Annotated in this window: 15 protein-coding genes and 2 pseudogenes; 12 read left to right on the forward strand and 5 right to left on the reverse strand. The window is 36.4% G+C overall.

Going from position 1 to position 19,438, the window contains the following annotated elements; all coding sequences use genetic code 11:
• Positions 1-9: 9 nt before the first annotated feature.
• The 3 genes from CDA10_RS14395 to CDA10_RS14405 are packed head-to-tail and all read left to right on the forward strand — an operon-like array spanning position 10 to position 3,849.
• Positions 10-948 (forward strand): ABC transporter permease, encoded by a 939-nt coding sequence (locus CDA10_RS14395; protein ID WP_089606267.1) that lies wholly within the window; start codon positions 10-12, stop codon positions 946-948.
• A 7-nt stretch (positions 949-955) separates the two neighbouring features.
• Positions 956-2,098, forward strand: a complete 1,143-nt coding sequence (locus CDA10_RS14400) for an ABC transporter permease (RefSeq protein WP_089606268.1) — start codon at positions 956-958, stop codon at positions 2,096-2,098.
• 11 nt (positions 2,099-2,109) lie between these two features.
• A complete protein-coding gene (locus tag CDA10_RS14405) occupies positions 2,110-3,849 on the forward strand; it encodes an ABC transporter ATP-binding protein (RefSeq protein WP_089606269.1) in 1,740 nt (579 codons plus the stop codon).
• 393 nt (positions 3,850-4,242) lie between these two features.
• Here the strand turns inward: CDA10_RS14405 and rluB are convergent.
• From rluB to CDA10_RS14420, 3 genes and pseudogenes are all read right to left on the reverse strand, one after another.
• Positions 4,243-5,136, reverse strand: a pseudogene (rluB, locus tag CDA10_RS14410) (23S rRNA pseudouridine(2605) synthase RluB); the annotation flags it as partial.
• Positions 5,137-5,177: 41 nt separating this feature from the next.
• Positions 5,178-5,780: an SMC-Scp complex subunit ScpB gene (gene scpB, locus CDA10_RS14415; protein ID WP_010115100.1), complete on the reverse strand. Its 603-nt coding sequence runs from the start codon at positions 5,778-5,780 to the stop codon at positions 5,178-5,180.
• A complete protein-coding gene (locus CDA10_RS14420) occupies positions 5,777-6,568 on the reverse strand; it encodes a segregation and condensation protein A (RefSeq protein ID WP_089606271.1) in 792 nt (263 codons plus the stop codon). The genes scpB and CDA10_RS14420 overlap by 4 nt, the downstream gene beginning before the upstream one ends.
• Before the next feature lie 460 nt (positions 6,569-7,028).
• On the opposite strand from CDA10_RS14420, the gene CDA10_RS14425 reads away from it, so the two are divergent.
• From CDA10_RS14425 to relB, 9 genes are all read left to right on the forward strand, one after another.
• Entirely contained in the window at positions 7,029-9,770 is a 2,742-nt protein-coding gene (locus CDA10_RS14425; RefSeq protein WP_089606272.1) for a type VI secretion system Vgr family protein, read from the forward strand.
• The gene (locus tag CDA10_RS14430) at positions 9,763-10,764 is read left to right on the forward strand and encodes a T6SS immunity protein Tli4 family protein (protein WP_089606273.1); all 1,002 of its coding nucleotides are present in this window, start codon (positions 9,763-9,765) and stop codon (positions 10,762-10,764) included. Before CDA10_RS14425 ends, CDA10_RS14430 begins: the two co-directional genes overlap by 8 nt.
• 27 nt (positions 10,765-10,791) lie before the next feature.
• A complete protein-coding gene (locus tag CDA10_RS14435) occupies positions 10,792-12,669 on the forward strand; it encodes an esterase/lipase family protein (RefSeq protein ID WP_089606274.1) in 1,878 nt (625 codons plus the stop codon).
• 111 nt (positions 12,670-12,780) lie between these two features.
• Entirely contained in the window at positions 12,781-12,984 is a 204-nt protein-coding gene (locus tag CDA10_RS14440) for a hypothetical protein (RefSeq protein WP_089606275.1), read from the forward strand.
• Positions 12,985-13,384: 400 nt separating this feature from the next.
• Entirely contained in the window at positions 13,385-13,735 is a 351-nt protein-coding gene (locus CDA10_RS14445; RefSeq protein WP_089606276.1) for a hypothetical protein, read from the forward strand.
• Between the two features lie 17 nt (positions 13,736-13,752).
• The gene (locus CDA10_RS14450; protein WP_089606277.1) at positions 13,753-14,733 is read left to right on the forward strand and encodes a GNAT family N-acetyltransferase; all 981 of its coding nucleotides are present in this window, start codon (positions 13,753-13,755) and stop codon (positions 14,731-14,733) included.
• Between the two features lie 778 nt (positions 14,734-15,511).
• On the forward strand, positions 15,512-15,877 hold the full coding sequence (locus CDA10_RS14455) for a hypothetical protein (protein ID WP_089606278.1): 366 nt from the start codon (positions 15,512-15,514) through the stop codon (positions 15,875-15,877).
• A gap of 2 nt (positions 15,878-15,879) precedes the next feature.
• Positions 15,880-16,662 carry a hypothetical protein gene (locus CDA10_RS14460; RefSeq protein WP_089606279.1) on the forward strand — a complete coding sequence of 261 codons (783 nt, stop codon included), beginning with the start codon at positions 15,880-15,882 and terminating at the stop codon, positions 16,660-16,662.
• 189 nt (positions 16,663-16,851) lie between these two features.
• Positions 16,852-17,031 (forward strand): type II toxin-antitoxin system RelB family antitoxin, encoded by a 180-nt coding sequence (gene relB / locus CDA10_RS14465; protein WP_089606280.1) that lies wholly within the window; start codon positions 16,852-16,854, stop codon positions 17,029-17,031.
• 78 nt (positions 17,032-17,109) lie between these two features.
• Here relB and CDA10_RS14470 read toward each other — a convergent pair whose 3' ends face one another.
• Positions 17,110-19,116 (reverse strand): TniQ family protein, encoded by a 2,007-nt coding sequence (locus CDA10_RS14470; protein WP_089606281.1) that lies wholly within the window; start codon positions 19,114-19,116, stop codon positions 17,110-17,112.
• Positions 19,116-19,412 (reverse strand): annotated as a pseudogene (locus CDA10_RS14475) (TniB family NTP-binding protein); the annotation flags it as partial. The gene CDA10_RS14470 and the pseudogene CDA10_RS14475, both read right to left, overlap by 1 nt.
• Positions 19,413-19,438 lie beyond the last annotated feature (26 nt).

The raw sequence follows: 19,438 nt of genomic DNA on the forward strand, positions 1-19,438 counted from the left end.
ATTAATACTATGTTGGCATATATCATACGCCGTATTTGGCAAATGATACCCACGATGTTGGGTGTTGTTTTGCTCATATTTTTCCTATTTAACTGGGTCGGTGGCGATCCAGCTTATATTCTTGCAGGAAAAATGGCGAATCCAGAACAAATTGAAAATATCCGTCAGCAATTGGGGGTGGATCAACCTTATTACGTCCAGTTGTGGATATTTATCAAACAAATCGTCACTTTTGATTATGGTTTTAGTTGGAGTACGGGGGAGTCAGTATCGGACATTATCCTGACGCGCTTAGGGCCTTCACTTACCATTTTGATTCCATTGGTTATTTTACAAACCGTGATTTCAATTGTACTTGCTTTAGCTGTTGCTGCAGTACGTGGTTCTTTGACTGACCGTATGGTGATGATGCTGTGTACGATTGGTATGTCGATCAGTATTTTGGTGTATATCATTGTTTTCCAATATGGTTTGGCTTACAAGCTTGGTTGGTTCCCAGTGCAAGGCTGGAGTGATAGCCTGAGCGAAAACCTTTTAAAATACTCGTTGTTGCCTATTCTCATCATGTTAGTGGTGAGTATTGCACCGACACTACGTTTATACCGTAGCTTTGTTTTAGATGAAGTCAATCAAGATTATGTGCGTACTGCACGTGCCAAAGGTGTTGGTGAAAGCCGTATTCTTGGCATACATGTATTACGTAATGCTTCGATTCCGATTGTCACCGATGTGATGGCAAGTTTGCCTGCATTATTGATTGGTGCATTTTTAATTGAACGTTTCTTTGGTATTCCGGGCATTGGGCGAGAAGTCATTATTGCGGTAGAGCGTAGTGATTTTCCAGTAATTAAAGCCATTACGGTTTATGTCGCTGCTGCAACAATGATTTTTAACTTGATCGCTGACTTGATTTATAAAGTGATTGATCCACGTGTACAGTTGAAGTAGGTGAGCCATGCTTGGAACTTTATTAAAAAGCAAAGCTGAAGCTCAAGATCATTCAGCTTCTCCCGGATTATGGCGTTTAGCCATGCGTCGCTTAAAAGCCGATCGAATTGCGATGGTTTCGCTATTTGTTGTGCTGTGTTATTTCGTCATGCTTATTCTGTCGATGACAGGTGTTATTGCATCAAACTGGAATAAAGAAGTCGCAGTCAGTTATGCACCACCAACCTTTATAGGCGCAGAGCAAAGCACTGCTGATCCTGCTAAAAAAGCAGCTGTCGTTGAAGCATTGCCTGAAAATCCTGTCGACCCTTTAAAAGATGTGATTAAAGAGTTAAATACGCAAATTGCAACTGAGCAAAGTTCAGGTGGTGTGATTGACTATTATGGTGTGCAAGATCCTTTGGCTGAAGATATGAAAGCCATTGATCAGCAATTAGGTGGACACTTACTTGATCAGCAAACTGAATTAAAACAAACTTTGCCTTTTGGTGCGGATAAATGGGGGCAGGATGTTCTGCTTAAAACCATTAAAGGTGCTGAAACTTCGATTATTGTGGGTGTGATTTCTGCTTTGGTAGCCGTAGTGATTGGTACAATTCTAGGTGCAATCGCAGGTTACTTTGGTGGTTGGGTGGATGATGTTCTGAACTGGTTTTATAACATTTTCACTTCGATTCCATACTTGTTGTTAGTTTTGGCAATCGCCGCGGTATTGCAACAAAAAGGGATACTCTCAATCGTCCTGATTCTCGGGCTAACGGGATGGACAGGCGTGTTTCGTTTAGTTCGTGCTGAATATATGAAACATACTTCTCGTGAGTATGTACTTGCTGCTAAAGCGATTGGGGTAAGTCATTACCGTCGTATGTTCGTACATATTTTCCCGAATGTAAGCCATATTGCTCTGGTACAAATGTCGATTCTTGTGGTTGCATTCATTAAGTCTGAAGTCATTCTAAGCTTCTTAGGTTTTGGTGTTCCTGTTGGCGTAGTGTCATGGGGAAGTATGCTGAATGAAGCGCAAAGTGAATTGATTTTAGGAAAATGGTGGCAATTGGTTGCCGCTTCAGTCGCTATGGCTATTTTGGTAACCGCATTTTCAATGTTTACAGATGCATTGCGTGATGCATTAGACCCTAAACTGAAATAAGGAGCGTCAGAATGTCAGAACAACAAACTACAACTTCTGCGCTGCTTCGTGTAGAAAATCTAAGCGTTAGCTTTAAAGGTGAAAATAAACAATTCGTTGAAACGGTGAAGGGAATTTCTTTTGAAATTCCACCGAATACCACAGTTGCACTCGTGGGTGAGTCTGGTAGTGGTAAGTCGGTGACTTCACTTGCAACAATGGGGTTGTTACCTGTGGGGCAATCTCGAATTTCTGAAAAAAGTAAAATCATTTTTGAAGGCATAGACTTACTCAGTTTACCGCCTAAGAAGATGCGAGAAATGTGTGGTAAAGAAATTGCCATGATTTTTCAGGAGCCAATGTCTTCATTGAATCCAGTTTTTACTGTGGGCGATCAGATTGCGGAAATCCTACGCTTACATCTCAATATGAACCGTAAACAAGCTAGACAACGTGCTTTAGAATTATTGAAAGAAGTGGGTATTCCTTTACCTGAAACCAAAATTGATGCATATCCGAGTCAACTTTCAGGCGGCCAACAGCAGCGTGTCATGATCGCGATGGCGATCGCCTGTGAACCTAAGCTATTGATTGCCGATGAACCGACGACGGCATTAGATGTCACCATTCAAAAGCAAATTTTGGATTTACTTGAAGATTTACGTAAGCGCCGTCAAATGTCGATGCTGTTTATTACCCATGATTTGGCTTTGGTGAGTGAAATTGCCGATGAAGTTATTGTCATGCGTCATGGTGAAATCCGTGAGCAAGGCTTAGCCAAAGATGTTTTGGAGCATCCTAAAGATGCTTACACCAAAGCATTGTTAATGTGTCGTCCGCAACTGTCACATCGCCCATTTCGTTTACCGATGATTAGCGACTTTATGAAGCAGGAAGGCGACCAATTGGTAGAGGCGCTGAGTTTATCTGATGCGAATCGTGCTGAACGTAGTCGTGGTTTGGTTGGAAATGAAGAGATCATTCTTGAAGTCCAAGACCTTAAAAAATCTTTTTATAGCCGTAAAGGTCTTTTTGGAAAAGATGAATTTAAAGCGGTGAAAGGCGCTTCTTTTAAACTGGCTAAAGGTAAAACCTTAGGTTTAGTGGGGGAGTCTGGTTCAGGTAAAACCACGATTGGTTTATTGTTGATGCGCCTGCAAGAATCAACGGGTGGAAAAGCATTATTTGAAGGTAAAGATATTTTAGCAATGTCTGAAAAAGAATTTGCTCAGTATCAACGTAAAATTCAAATTATTTTCCAGAACCCATATGCATCTTTGAATCCACGGTTTACTGTGGGGCAGATTCTGATGGAGCCGATGCAAGTTCATCACATTGGGGCGAATGATGCAGAACGTAAAAAAATGGCGCTTGAGTTATTAGAGCGTGTCAGTTTACCTGCGCAAGCTTTTGATCGTTATCCACATGAGTTTTCAGGTGGGCAGCGTCAACGTATTGCGATTGCACGTTGTTTAACATTGAAGCCTGAAATATTGATTTGTGATGAATCTGTTTCTGCACTCGATGTCTCTGTACAAGCACAAGTTTTGAATTTGCTTCAAGATTTACAAGATGAGTTTGGCTTAAGCTATATCTTTATTTCACATGATTTGTCTGTTGTTAAATATATTTCAGATCAAATTATGGTGATGAATCATGGTGATATTGTCGAGATTGAAAATTCGGATGAATTGTATCGAGCGCCAAAACATGAGTACACCAAACGCTTATTGAGTGCTATTCCTCAAGCGAATGTAGAGCATGTTATCTAGTATTTGCTGAATTCTGAAAATGTAAAAAGCCACTCAAACGAGTGGCTTTTTATTCAGACTGAAAGTTTTAACGAATTAAAACTTTTTAAATCCTTTATTTACAACAAAAGGTTTTTTCTTTTCAGGTTGTTCAGTACGTTCTTGACGATCTGAATAGTCACGACGTTCATTGAAACTAGGACGACCTTCAGAACGCTTATTTTGACCATAACGATTTTCAGAACGTTCATTGTTATAGCTGTTACCACGATTGTCGGAACGGCTATCCGAGCGACTACTGTTATAGCTATTGCCACTTGAACGTACTTTGTTGAAACGGTTTTCTGAGCGTTCATTGCGATTGTCAGCGCGATTTTCTGAACGGTTTTGACCATATTGATTTGTACTTGGTTGAGACTCACGCTGATCTTGCTGATTGCTTTGAATCACTTCACCTTCGCTATCACGACGTTGTTGGCGTAAAAAGCCACCACGACGAGCAGCCAAAGGTTTATCTTGCATACGTTCAGTACGACGTTTAGCCATACCAAATAAACCAGTACCTTGACGTGGTTTAAGTTCAACAGCTTTGGTTAGGTTATCGATATCATTTTTATCGAGTTCCATCCAACGACCTGTACGAAGCTCGCGTGGTAAAATTACTGTGCCATAACGGGTACGTAATAAACGGCTTACTTTTAAACCTTGTGATTCAAAAATACGACGAACCTCACGGTTACGACCTTCTTTTACCACAACCTGATACCAACGGTTAATCCCTTCACCACCAATTTCAGTGAAAGATTCAAACTTAGCAGGGCCATCATCTAAAACAACACCTTTGGTCATGTTGTTTTTTAATTGAGGGGTAACTTCGCCCATCACACGAACAGCATATTCACGTTCAATTTCATTTGAAGGGTGCATTAAGCGATTTGCAAGCTCACCATCATTTGTGAAAAGTAGTAAACCTGTAGAGTTGATATCTAGACGACCAACCATCACCCAACGTTCATTGGCAATCGTCGGAAGATGTTCAAATACAGTTGGACGTGACTCTGGATCATTACGTGAACAGATTTCACCTTCTGGTTTGTAATAAATCAAGACACGGCGGCGAATTTCATCTTCAATTTGGAATTGAACCTTACGACCATCGATGCGAAGCTCATCTGTTGGTTCGATACGTTCACCCACTTGAGCAACCTGCCCATTGACACTTACACGACCAGCCGCAATGACCTCTTCCATATAACGGCGAGAGCCCAAACCAACTCGTGCGAGTACCTTTTGCAATTTTTCACTCATGACAGCATAACCTTAGAAATAATCATCAACAGTGCACCTATTTAAGACTTTGGAGCTTGCGCATCCAAAGCCATAAAAGCTTCCTTGGCGTCCTGCAGGGGAGGCAATTGATCTAGAGAAATTAGACCAAAAGCATTTAAAAATTGTGGCGTTGTGACTAACAACGCAGGTCTTCCAGGGAGTTCTCGGAAACCAGATTCTTTAATCCAGTTCCAATCGAATAATGTCCTCAATATCTGACTATTATTCGTTACTCCACGTATTTGCTCGATATCAGCACGAGTCACGGGCTGATGATAAGCGATCACTGCAACTGTTTCTAACAGTGATGGAGATAATCTTGTTGGTCGATCAGGCCAAACCTGCGCAATAACGTTTCGATATTTTGCACGAACTTGAAAGCGATAGCCTAAAGCGGTTTCAACCAGTTCAATCGAACGACCATGTTGTAAAATAGACAATTGTTGCAAGTGTTGGCGTAATTGCTGTTTAGAATATTGATCTTGAAAGGCTTCTTTTAAACGAGCCAATGATACTGGCGCATCGCTTGCAAAAATAATGGCTTCCAATTGCATTAAAACTTCATGATGATGATCATGTTGAGAGCCATCAACATTGAAGGCATTATTTTGATCAATTGTCATGCATACACTCCTTGAATCGAAAGCGGAGCTTCAATGCCTGAAGAAATAATTTGAATTTTTTGCTGACGTGTTAATTCTAAAACTGCCATAAAAGTAACGACCATTCCCATACGACCTTGGCTTGGCTTGAGTAACTCTTGAAAATTGAGAACCTCGCCTGTTTTAACCATATGTTCAATATAGGCGATTCGTTCATCAAGTAAAACAGGTTCTTGTTCGATTTTGTGTGTGATCGGCTCTGGACGATTGAAAATGCAGAATAGTGCATCTCTTAACATGTCAACTTCATAGCCTTCATACACTTTGGGAATATGGCCGATAGAAACACTGGTCATATAAGTATCCCGATCTAAAACAGGCATTTGACCTAAACGTTCGGCTGCTTTTTTGATACGTAAATAGGTTTCTAGTCGGTCAATTAATTCTTGTTTTGGATCTTTTTCAATATGAACAGTTTTAGGTTTTGGCAATAATAAACGAGATTTTAAATCTGCCAATAACGCTGCCATGACCATATAATCTGCGGTCAACTCGATATTCAAAGACTTCATATTGTCCATATAAGACAAATATTGAGCGGCGATTGGCGCGATATCGAGTTGTAATAAATCAAAACCGTTTTTTTGAATCAAATAAATTAAAAAGTCGAGTGGTCCTTCGAAATGTTCAAGCAGAATTTCGAATGCAGCTGGTGGAATATATAAATCCTCTGGAATGGTTTCATGCCATTCATCCAATACTCGGATGTGGGAAACCGATTCCATAGAATCATGTGATGTTTGAGTCATTACAATTTATTAGCCACGCGAATTTTCAAAGGCATGTTTTATCGTACAACCACACAATGAAACTTGTACATTGGAGAGAGGTGGAGACGAATTACAAAAAGATAGTAAGTCTATTTTAAAGGAAAAACACGTAGGAATACATTGCTAAATCATAAAAAATGATAAAAACCTGAAAATAAATAGGGAATTTTTTAATTTGGAGTACGATTAATATGAATATAGTGAGAATAGGTAGTGTGCTTTAGGTAGTGTGCTTATTGGTATTTGCTGAAAACTAGACATGAAGGATTCTATGCATCTTTAACGATCATTCAAATACAAGAAAAATATCAGATAGGGCGTTTTGTGGTGCAAGGTTACAGATGACTTTTAACCGAACTTAAACAAAATGAAATACTTTAGAAGTTGAATATTACTTATATAATTATTAAGATTTATTAATTAATAATAGGTCATAATAATGATAAATAATATTTTTGGTATTTTGGATAAATTAGGCTACAGCACACGAAAGCGTGCCATAACTGCTCAGTTTTCAAATGAAGAATTGAACGCTCAGGTCGTGTTACAACGGATTGATGGATATCATGAAATTAATGAAGGGTTATCCGCAGAACTCATTTGCTTATCGACAAATCCATATATCGCTTTAAAAGAATTTATAGGTTGCCAAGTGGCTGTTGATCAAGTTACCGATTTAGGACAACTGTTTAGAACCACAGGTATAATTACAGGTACGAGTCAAGGGCAATCTGATGGTGCATTTACGCTTTATCGTTTAACCATGCAAGATGCAACCAGTTTATGGCATAAAAGACGCAATAGTCGCGTATTTATGAATAAGACTATCGTGGAAATTATTCATGTGATTTTCAAGGAGTGGCAGCAGCGAAGTGCCTTATTCACGAGTAGTTTAAAACTGGATTTGACCGGTTTAACAAAAGAGTACGATATACGCCCCTTTTGGATGCAGTCGAATGAAAGCGATTTTACATATTTAACCAGAATAATGCGTGAAGAATCCATTAATTGGTTGATTGATGAATCTCATAATATTGTATCTACACAGAGTCAAAGTATCGAGCCACAGAAACTACGTTTAATTGATGATAATGCACAATTTAAAGCGCTTGAACGAAGAGCAATTCGATACCATCGCTCAAATGCAACAGAACGATATGACACGATCACCAGCTTTATTGCACAGCGACAATTACAATCAACAGCGATTCATTTACAACGTTGGCAGGCAGACTATTTGAGTCAAGAAGATGCCAGTGGTTCAGTATTAAGTTTGCACAGACACAGTAGCCAAAGACACAATGAAAGTTTAAGCCTTGAACAGGCATGGAGTTTGTCACCCGCATGGATCAGTGATTTAAAAGGTGAAGATCAAGCAACAGTTTCGAATAATAATCAATTAGACAAGTTGAATAAGCATCTGAGTCAATACCAAGCGCTACAAGCTAAATACTTTATAGCGCATAGTAGTGTCCGAGATGCCCAAGTTGGTTATTGGTTTCAACTGAGTGGACATCCTGAACTTGACCAAAATCATAGTGATAATGCTAAAGAATTTTTAATACTCAATAAGCATTTCTACAATCAGAATAATTTCCCCAAAGATATACAAGACCAAGTTGAAAGGCTACTCAGACTGAGCCATTGGCAAAAGAATAAGGACAGTACAGAAGAACGTCAGGCAAATGAACTCGTCGTTGTGCGTAGGAATATCGCGATTGTTCCAGAATATGACCCACTCGAACATCGCCCAACTGCATATGTACAACGAGCTAAAGTTGTAAGCGATGGTGAGGAAATTTATGTAGATGAATGGGGACGTATCAAAGTTCGATTTTTATTCACAAGAAATGAAGATCATTCACACGATGGCGGAGCGGGGTCAAAAGATAGTGATATGGATTCTGCATGGGTAGATGTATTGACGCCGTGGGCAGGTGAAGGTTATGGAGCACGATTTTTACCGCGTAAAGATGAAATCGTTGTTATTGACTTTTTTGACGGCAATATAGATCGACCATTTGTGACGGGACGTATTCATGAAGGAAGACGTTCTCCAACCAAGTTTGATGTTAAAGGCAAATTACCTGCGACTAAAAAACTTAGTGGTATTCGTTCCAAAGAAGTTAGTGGTGAGGGTTTTAACCAACTGCGTTTTGATGATACGACAGGGCAGATCAGTGCTCAATTACAGAGTAGTCATGGGGCTACACAACTCAATTTGGGAAATTTAAGTCATCCTAAGGAGCAAGCTGAAAGTGAAGGTCGTGGTGAAGGTTTTGAGTTGAGGACGGATGATTGGGGAGCTGTTCGAGCACCAAAGGGTATTTTGATTAGTACTGAAAGTGCATCTAATGCGAGTGGAAACCATCTAGATCGTAAAAATCTACAGAAGAATATAGAAAAATCTTTAGGTTTAAATAAGGCAATTCAAGACGCAGCAAAAGGGCATCAAACGACGGAACCTGAATTAGAGCTTCAAGAGTCTTTAAAGAATGAATTACCGAATTGGAATGAATCAGATTCAACGCCATATATTGCAGTAAATACGCAAGATTCACTGATTTTGGATGCTGATAAAGGCATTCTTGCCCAAGCCAAAGACAATATTGATATTAGTACTGAGCGCAATGTTCAGATTTTCTCAGGACGAAGCTTTCTTGCCAATGTCTTGGATAGAATTTCATTATTTGCAAAAGCGGCTGGTATCAAAATAAAAGCGGGTGCAGGTCCTGTCGAAATTGAATCTCAGGCTGATCGTATGAAGCTTGCTTCGCAAGAACTGATGCATATTTATGCCATTAACGATTTTGTAAAAGTTGAAAGTGGTAAAGGGATATTGATTAGTGATGGTCGTGGTTATATCAAGATGGAAGGTGGAAATATAGATATTGTTTGTCCTGGTTTATTGACTTTAAAAGCTGGACAAATTCAGACCATGTCTGGTGCTACCTTAAGTAGTGACCTAGCAGCTATGCCTAAGTTGCAAATGGATTATGACGAGCTATTTGTATTACGTAACAAAGCTGGAAAAGCCATGCCCAATATGAAATATCAAATTAAAACAGAAGATGGCAAAACGATTGAGGGAATTACCGACTCAAAGGGTAAAACTGAGAATGTTACTTCACTTTCTATGACCAAAGCCGTTGTTACATTACTAGGATATATTGATGAATAAAATACTTTTTTCTCTATTCATCGCTGTATGTATATCAACAACAGGCTGTGCTACAGCAAGATCAGAATTAAAAAATACAGGAAATAACATGATCAATTTAAAAAACACCAAAAGCTATTGTTTAGGACGTTATGCCGTGGAGATTCCTGCCGAGGCAAATCCATTGGAAAGATATGACCAATATGATTCATTTATTATAGCGGTCAAAGAAAATGCCACACGTCAAGATTTTGATGCAGCGATTCAAAAAGTGAGAAAAGAGTATTCTAGAAGTGATTGGCATATAACGGAAGATCCTCAAGAACAGCAATTCGAAAGTCGATTGACTAAAATTTTAAAGGGCAAAACATCAAAGGATAAAGGTGATCCTTTAGATGTTTTTGGTTTTGTATTAGATAAAAAGACTTTATTTCTAATTGAAGGTGGGCATAGTGATATGCCGAAGTGGACAGAAAAAAGCAATGAAGCCATTCAAAACCTAGTCAAAAACTTACGTTATCGCCCTGAACATGAAATTCCAAAAGAAAGTGGTCAATGTATTTATCAAGGTTTTATCAAAGACAATGATCAAAAGTTTCGACACAGTAAACAAACACTAGCATTTGACTTTAATAATTATCCAAGTGTGGTTTTGCGCTTTGAAGCTGAAACGAATTCAAGGGAAACTGCACAATTGATTCCGAGAATTGAAAACAAATTAAGACAGGTTGGGCAAAGTGAGCATCAAATCAATAAAGGTAATATTCGCAAAGGTGAAAAGAATACCGCACAGTTAACTGCACAAGAGTGGATTGGTATTGAAAAAATGAAAGGGCGTGATGGTATCAGTGCTTTATGGGAACATACAGGTACGGCACGTAATAATAAAGATCCTTTAATTAATTTTGAAGTGGATACGAGTTATGAGTCTTTTGGTAATGAAAGTAGTAGCTTATATCAAGTAGAAGCCTTACAACTATATGAGACAATCATAAAAACAATACGCAAATTTTAAAACCAACTAAAAATAACTGAGAATAAAATGTCAAATAATGCCTATACACATGATGCTTATGAAACCATTCATAAGTCGGGAAAAGTTTCTTATGTATCACACACCACGCCAAATAGTATCAAAACTGAGTGTCAAATACCTGCACCCGTGAAATATGTGGTTCCGATTATTTTTGTTCCTGGAATTATGGGATCAAATCTAAAAGATTCAAAGAAAAACAAAGTCTGGTATCCCAAGAAGTCTATCTCAACTATAGTAAAATATAGCAGAAGAGATGCCATGCAACGTCAAATTGCTTTAAATCCTAAAACCACGCAGGTGGGGTATGACGGTGATATTAAGTTAAATAAAAAGCAGCTTCCTTATATTACTGAAGAGATTGCCAGAGCACGAGGCTGGGGCTCAGTAATTACCATTGGTTATGCCAAGGTGTTAATTTATTTGGAAAATCAACTAAACAATCCATTTAAAAAACTAAGTGAGCATCAACAAGACCAATTTAATGGTACTGCTGAGTGGGAAAAAATTGTTGGATCTGGCAGTAAAGAAACACAAGACATACTTAAAAACTGGTCAAGTACTAAGGCTGTTGAACTGTTAAGTTTAGAACAGCATGAAGAATTAGCTGATTATGCATTTCCTGTTTTTGCTTGTGGTTATAATTGGCTAGATACCAACATGGAATCGGCAAACAAAATTGCAGATCGCTTAAATAATGAAGTGATGGTGCAAGTCAAAAAAGAATACCCCACAGCAAAATTTAAGAAATTTATTATTGTGACCCATTCTATGGGCGGATTGGTGACTCGAGCATTGATTCAAAATGAGAAGGTCAAAGATAAAATTGCGGGAGTGGTGCATGGGGTAATGCCTGCCAGTGGTGCGCCCGCGGTTTATCAACGCTTAACCGTAGGTTGGGATGGTTGGAAAGCCTCTACAGGGTTAATGAATAGTGTTCAAGCATGGGCGACCAAATTTATGTTTGGTAATACTTCAGAGCGATTAACTGCAACCTTGGCCAGCGCACCCGGTGGTCTAGAACTGCTACCATTCCCTAATTATTCCAATACTCAAGATTTTCCAAAAAATCCCAAAGCATGGTTAATCTTAAAAGCCAATACTCCCTCTGGTGAAATCACTGCTTCACTGCCTAAAACAGCTGATCCTTATACTGAAATATATAAGAGAAAAGACTGTTGGTGGGCAATGATGAATTCTGATTTTATCGATCCAGCAGACTTACTTAGACAAGAAGCTAATGAAAAGGGGTATGAAAGTACTTTTGATGTTTTTAGACGGAATATAAATATAGTAAAAATACTACACGATCATATTAAAGATACCTATCATAGCAATACCTATGCACATTATGGTGCGGATCAAGAGCATAAAGCATTTGGTCAAGTGGTGTGGCGTTGTCAGGAAGTATTGAATATTAGTAGTGAACAAGAATTGATCGAGTTAATGGATTTGTATGGCAAGAAAAATTTAATTGAGTTACCCAATATAAACGATCGAAGTCATATTAAAGAAGATGACGTTGATGTTGTGGAAGATGATGCGGTTTTAACAATAGAGGGTTCTAAATCGCATAATTTAAATGATAATGCCTATAAAAAAGATGGTGTGCGAGAAATTTTATTGGATGAGAAATCACGAATTTCCAAAACCAACAAAGCCACGTTTTGTTTAGATATCAAGCCAACATCACTGGGTGATGGTACTGTTTGTTATCAATCTGGACAGGATGTTCGGGCGAGTACACGGACACCAAAAGAAACTTTTATGATTAATGGTTATGAGCATTCAGGAAGTTATGATAACGAAGATGTTCAACTCAATACGATTTATTGCATTGCAAATATTGTGGATATAATGAAAAAAAGTACAGCAGATTGTGAGTGAAGTTTGTTTTTATTTCAGTGATGTTGAGTGTGTTTTAACCAATTGGTTAATCATAATAGAAACTACAAGACGATATTTACAATTTTAGATAAAGAGTATTAGAGGATAATTATGCTAAGTGCTGCAAATATTAATGATGGATTGATGTTAGCTTTCATAATGTTGATAAGTATTATTTTACTAATTATTACTGGAATAGTCGCTTTATTTAGATTTAAAAATAAAAAAGAACCTAAATTGGAAGCTCAGGATATAGTAATTATTATTTTTTATTTCATAGGAATATCTGGTTTGTTGTATTCATTTTTAGGATAATTAGATGTACTAGTTGTATTCATAATTGTTTAGAACGCTAATTAGCAATCAAATACGAATAAAAAATCCGATTTCTAAAAATCGGATTTTTCATGAATGACAAATAATGTGTCGCTCAATGACATTTTATGTGTCGTAAATGACAACTTATGTGTCGCGTGACCGTCACGCGACACATAAGTTGACATTGGTGCCTTTTATAAAACAAAGATTTAGACAGCTAAGTGACAATCAGTTTCATGAAAATACGACAGATAAGCTGACATTTTTTAGGAAAACGACACATAAGATGACATTTTGTTGAGCGACATATTTTGACGTACTTGTTCGGTAAGAGTATTGATCTTTTAGGTGAAATTTCGTACTAATATTTGTGATAAATATATAAGTGAGAAATTATATGAATCTTAATAATTCAGAGCTGAAAAGTGAATTCTTAAAATTATTGTTAAATTTAATGATTTCAATATTTGCAGCCATCATCGTCATTATATTAGGAAGTAAAAAATTAATTACTTCATTAAATAAGTTGCCAGACTCTTTTTCATTAATTGTTAGTTATAGCGCTACCTTTATATTTTCAATGTTCGGTTTAGTTCTGTTTGTCTATTTATTAAATGAGCTTTTCTTAAAAAGGATGCTTGAAATTCTAGATGTTGGCAAGTTTTCAACTAGATTTTATATTCTGACTTCATTAGGTCCTGTTGGTTTAATTTCTTTGTCTGTTCTTTCTGTGATAGAAACTCTTTAATTTGAAAAGGTTAAAAAATGCAACGCTATAATGAAAATAAAATCTATTTTATCAATAATTTGAAGTCTAATGAGAGAATGGGCGTAATCCACTTTTATGCTTCTTCAACTTTTGAAAGTAATGATTACTATGATGAGGCAAAGTTAGAGATTGAAGTACAATTCACATCTTTGTCTAAGCATGAACAATATAAAATTAATTTATTTAGTTCAAGTTATCGTTTAGACAAAAAAATAAATAGTGAGTTAGGAGGGAGAGCAAGTATCTCTAGTAGTAGCCCAGACAGTCTTGGCGCTATTTTCGTAGATCCTACGTCACTTCGTGGTAACAGGGTCGGTAGTCTAGTCATGAGCTATATCGTAAGATGGCTCAAGCAGTTTCCCGAAGAAACAGTGGTAAATAAAATAGATTTTCGACCTGAAAAAGAAGAGATGGCTAAAAGATTTTATGCTAAATTTGGTATACCCCTAAATGGCTATACAAAAATTGGCTTGTTAATTGATAATGATAACTGGGCCGGAAATATAAAAGAAGTCCCATTAGAAGACTTTGTTTATGATGTTTGGTCTAAGCAAGAAGAAATTAAATTCTTAGAGCTAAAAAATGAAGAGGGACATTCTAAACTTAGTAAGAGTAATAGTGAAATCTATACTTGGAAAAGTATATTTCTTGGGTTAGATGAAATTGAATTTAATCAAGATATTTTTATTCCTAATGGGTTTGATATTTATTTTAATGAATTTAATAATAATTTTAAAAAAGATAGAGACGTTTTGAGGAGATTGATTAACGATTATGTTAGTTTGGGATATAAATTGGAAAGAGAAACCTCGATTTATAACAATATTCAAAAAGCGATAGTGAGGGAGAGCGTTGAAAGAGCAAGAGTTGTTAAAATTAATTATATTTTTAGAATAATAAAATGGAGATTAATGAATTACTCTCCAATTCTTATTATATTGTTTGCAAGTTATTTTATGTATAAAAATTCGTTTTGATTTGAAAATATCCTTTATTTTTCAATTTATTACCGTTTTATCTTACATGGTAATAATTTGGATTTTGGGGCTATCCAAGACTCCTAAAATTTTACTTTGTCTAGATTCAGAGAAATTATGTGCTCTCTTATTAAAAAGGATAAAGCCTATTGGAATTTGAAAAAATATGTTTGGGTAATATAGTTTTAAACTGAACATTAAAGTTTTAAACTTAATAAATCTAGCTATACTGATTAAAAAAGTAGGCTGGGTTTTTCTATGAGTAGAGCATCGAGATTTTTCGCACAAGAAAAAAATAGCTAAAGAATAAAAGATGGTTGTGGACAAGGTATGGGAAAAGAGTACCAGCTATGGCTGACTATTCAGGATGTTCCCTTTCATGGGGGCTCCCTCCCATAGTAAGCAGAATATTTAGGTAATGGGGCTATTCCTAATCCTGCAAGTGGGAAGAAATTCTGTGCTCGTTTACAACAATTATTACGTGACTTAAAACATAAGTATGGTGCTAAAGGAGTTCATTTATTAGTATGTACTTCAAATGTAGCATGCGTTATTGTAGACAGGCTGTTGGTTTACTTCATCCAGAAATCATATTGCTTTTGCTAAAGATATTATGATGGAGCGTTTAGTCATGTCATATAAGTGCAATGGGAAAAACATACTTGAACTCTCGTCTTAGCTAGTGAAAGGAAGTTTAATTCCATATCATAGATTATTTATATTAAACCATGAACTACCAGATGTAGTATCAAAAAATTTATTAGAGGATAATTTCAAAATGAGTTTAACTTTCAAATTATTGAAATGTAATGATCCTGAAGTATTAAGATACTATGCAGAGGCAAATAAGATTTGGGAGCAGTTATTAGAAGACTACAAAGGAGATTCTATAAAATTAGCACATCAACTTGAAATAAAACAACTAAAATTTGAATATATTGTTCAAGATAATGGTAAGTATAGTAGATGGGATGGACAAGAAATTATGGTTTTCTCTGGTCTTTCATATTTTTTAGATGATGAGTCTGAACGAGGTTTTAAATTAGCTGCATCAATAGCAGAAGCATTTGAAATTAGTTATTGTAGCTTAGAAATAAAAAGCCTAGCAAAACGCGTATCTAAACTATTTTATTTGGTAGCATAATAATGAGTAACTTTCCTGAGGATTTTAAGAAAGCTATTTATGTAGAATGGCACAATCAAAATATAGAGCCTAATAAACAACTCTGTGATGAAATTGATAGTCTTCTTAATAAACTTAAGCACGATCAAAAAACACGATTAAATAATCTTGCTCAACTACTATCTGCTATTGATACTTTTATTCGCCTATCTAATCTCTCAAAGAAAAAGGATATATCAGATATAAAAACAGAAATACTTTTAGAAAATGCTATACATCCAGAAAATTATAATAATCTTTTTAAATCTCAAGACTCCATTATTGAAAAATTATGGAGAAAAAATAAAGGAAGACTTCCTGAAAACTATATTACTTCTGAGAATATTCAGTCTCATATTGGGGACTTAATTCGCACATCAATTGTAACGTCTACATTTGAATATGCCAGTGAATTTGCAAGCACTATTCTAATCTGGCGTGATTTAGTTGAAAATTTTAAAAATATCGATGAATCACTATATACGGATATTGAAAAAATTGAGTCAAAGGAGGAGGTAAAGATGCAAAATGGATACTTCGCTTATCATCTTGACGTTCATTATACTGATGGTATTCGAATTGAAATCCAGATTTATTCTCGCCTAAGTCAAATATGGAGACATTTATCACATAAGCTTTATGAAAAAGTACGTATTGGCGAAGACGTTACCTGGGGGCATGGAACTATGGCATCAAGATTAGTATCTCTTGGACACTTATTACACCTTGCAGAGTGTGAAGTTGAATATCTAAAGGCTCACATATAATAATGTATAATTTCAACAACAAGTTAGTCCAAAATTATATTGTAAATATATGGAATTAAGTCTTAAACCTAGTTTAAGACTTTAATGTAAAAATTGAATGATATGAAATTTTTAACTAATTGATTTTATTGTACCGTTAGTTTACAACGATATTGTCCAAACACACCATATATTGATCGAGAGCCAAATATGAACACTGAATTTGATCCTATAGTGTCCGAGTTCGATAGCTCCGACCATGAGGCTAAATACAACGCATGGTTCAAAGCCAAAGTTGAGGCATCACAAGCAGATCAACGACCTGGAATTCCACATGATCAGGTGGTTGCACGTCTCAAAAAACGTCGTGAGGAACGTAATCAGCGCTAATTATTGTGAAGAGAGCAACATTGTTTAATGGACTAACTGAATAATAATATAAGAGATATAAAGCGAACTATTTGTAATTTAGTTGATTGCCCCATATCCTAATTCTTTCAGCTTTAAGACATCTTCTCGTTTAAATAATTTAATTATTTTTGGCGTTCCGAAATAAACAGGTTCAATTAGACCTTGGGACTCTAAGTTTGTCACATGAGATTTGTGCATGCCGAGAAGAGTGCTTGCTTCGGTGCCAGTAAGGTAACTTTTCTTTAACCTTAGTACTTTATTAAGCTCATGTCTTTCAACAAAATGCCAGTATAGAAAATCGTGAACATGAATAAAACCTGTTTCAACCCAATATTCATGAAACCAGTTTGCAGAACAATTTAGTCGTATAAGTGCCAGTTTTACAGATATGAATTTAGGATTGTGTAGGTTTGCGATTAGCATGTTTAAAGATTGAATAGTGATTGAAATACTTAAATTATGTGATGTATCTTTTTCAAGGATGCCTTTTTCGACTAATCTGGCAGTTTTATTTGGACTGATATGGAGTTTCTTTGCTGCTTCATTTAAAGAAAGATAAGTTGGTAGCGGTTTAGGAAGTTGCTCCTCAAAACTAGGATAACGACCTGTAAGAGTCGGATAGTTAACTATTTTCTCAATAACTTCTTGTCTTAAATGTCTTACGGATTCTTGCAAAAATACGTTGTTAAATTCTCCATCGATATGTGGCCCACTAATTGGATGAATATCAATACTGGCAAGCTTTTCAGTAAGATTTTGAGGGGTAACTTTTAGTTTTTTTGCTAAGCTGCCGACCAAGATGTATTTTTCATTGAATTCCTCTAAGTCTTTAGAATTAATAAAATAAGCCCATCTAAATCTGACTAATAATTTGTCTGCTTTTAGATAGCGAGTCCTAATCAAACACCGAATGTTTTCGTAATGAACATTCAGTTTAGTGGCCACATCGGTAATCGTGAGTCTTTGCCCATCTTTTCTTGGCGGTGGTTTTAGTTTTTTGGGTGAAGGATGAAGTGCTTTCTGAACAAGGAAATACTCTATATCACGGCTTGAAAGGAATTTACGGTTTTTAGGAATATCCTTTGAGACTACATAATGCAACTTATTGTTTTCTATCCATCTTTTAGTCGTTGAGTAGCATATATCTAAGATTTGGCAGCTTTCCTGAATGGTTAATAAGTGGAATAAATGTTCTGGGGCCAATTCAGTGGGTACGGGCAATTGTTCAAGAATCTTTTTAGTATATTGTCCGAAATACATGGTATCCACAATGAGGAATGGAACTAGCTGAATTCTTGGATGGACTTGATGAGACCTCTGAGATATCCAGTCAACCATCCTTTCTATAGATGAATCACGATCCATAAAGAATAAATAGGTTATTTCAAGCAATAGTTCTATTGAGGGTGGGGCTGGATCATAGGCTGAAAATTTTTTAAGTGTGGACCAGAAGATTTTTAATAAATTGAATTTTTCTTGTTCTTCAGTCTCTATAAACGCTAAAAACCACCTGATATGTTTAATTTGTTTATCTGATACTGCCTCAATTTCGCAATTCCTTATATCGCCTAGGCACTTTGAACAAATACAGATTTCGGTACGCAAACTACTGAGCGTTGATTGGCATCTGGGGCAAGTCGTGTGTAAGCGAATTTGGTGCTTCAAACAGGCATAGTACGGTTTAACTAGCCAAATTTTTCTCCAATAGGGTATTTCTTTTAAGCAAAGTGGGCAGAATCGTTCGACATCGTTTGAGAAAAAATAATCTGGTATTGATAGTTTATTTTTCCAGATTACATGCCCACGTAAAGTAGAACTATGCCTTTTGAGCGATAACTCTTTTAAAGAATGAGGGAGCTGAAATTTCTTGAGTATGTTAAGGAAGAGATAATCATGTGTGATTATTGAGCTTAGCGTCTCTTTGTATTTGAGATCTATTTTAGATCGATAAAAGGTTGAGCTATAGATATGCCCATTCAGCTTGATGAGACGGATGAGAAAACTTCCAGCGGTTTCATCAGGAAATGGTATTGGGATTGCTGGTATTAAAGGCTTCTCTTGCATCAGTGATCACCCTTCATTCGTTGTACTAGTTTAGACGTGTCCATATGAAAAGGATTCTGTGTGGTCATATTGGTATATGAGGTAATGCCCTTATCCCACGCCAAAGAAAAATGCTGTTGAGTAATAACGTCACTATCAGCTAGCAGGGCGAATAGCAGTGCTTCTCTGATCAGTGAAATAATGTAGTGATGGTATCCTTTAGTTGAAGCGTAAATCTGTAGAACGAATAAGGGATTAATTAATCGCGGTAAAAATTTTAATGTGAGTCTTTTTTCAATATTCTGTTCTACTTGTGATTGTATGAGAGTAATAAACTCTCATA

This window comes from Acinetobacter piscicola (assembly GCF_002233755.1).
Lineage (GTDB): Bacteria > Pseudomonadota > Gammaproteobacteria > Pseudomonadales > Moraxellaceae > Acinetobacter > Acinetobacter piscicola.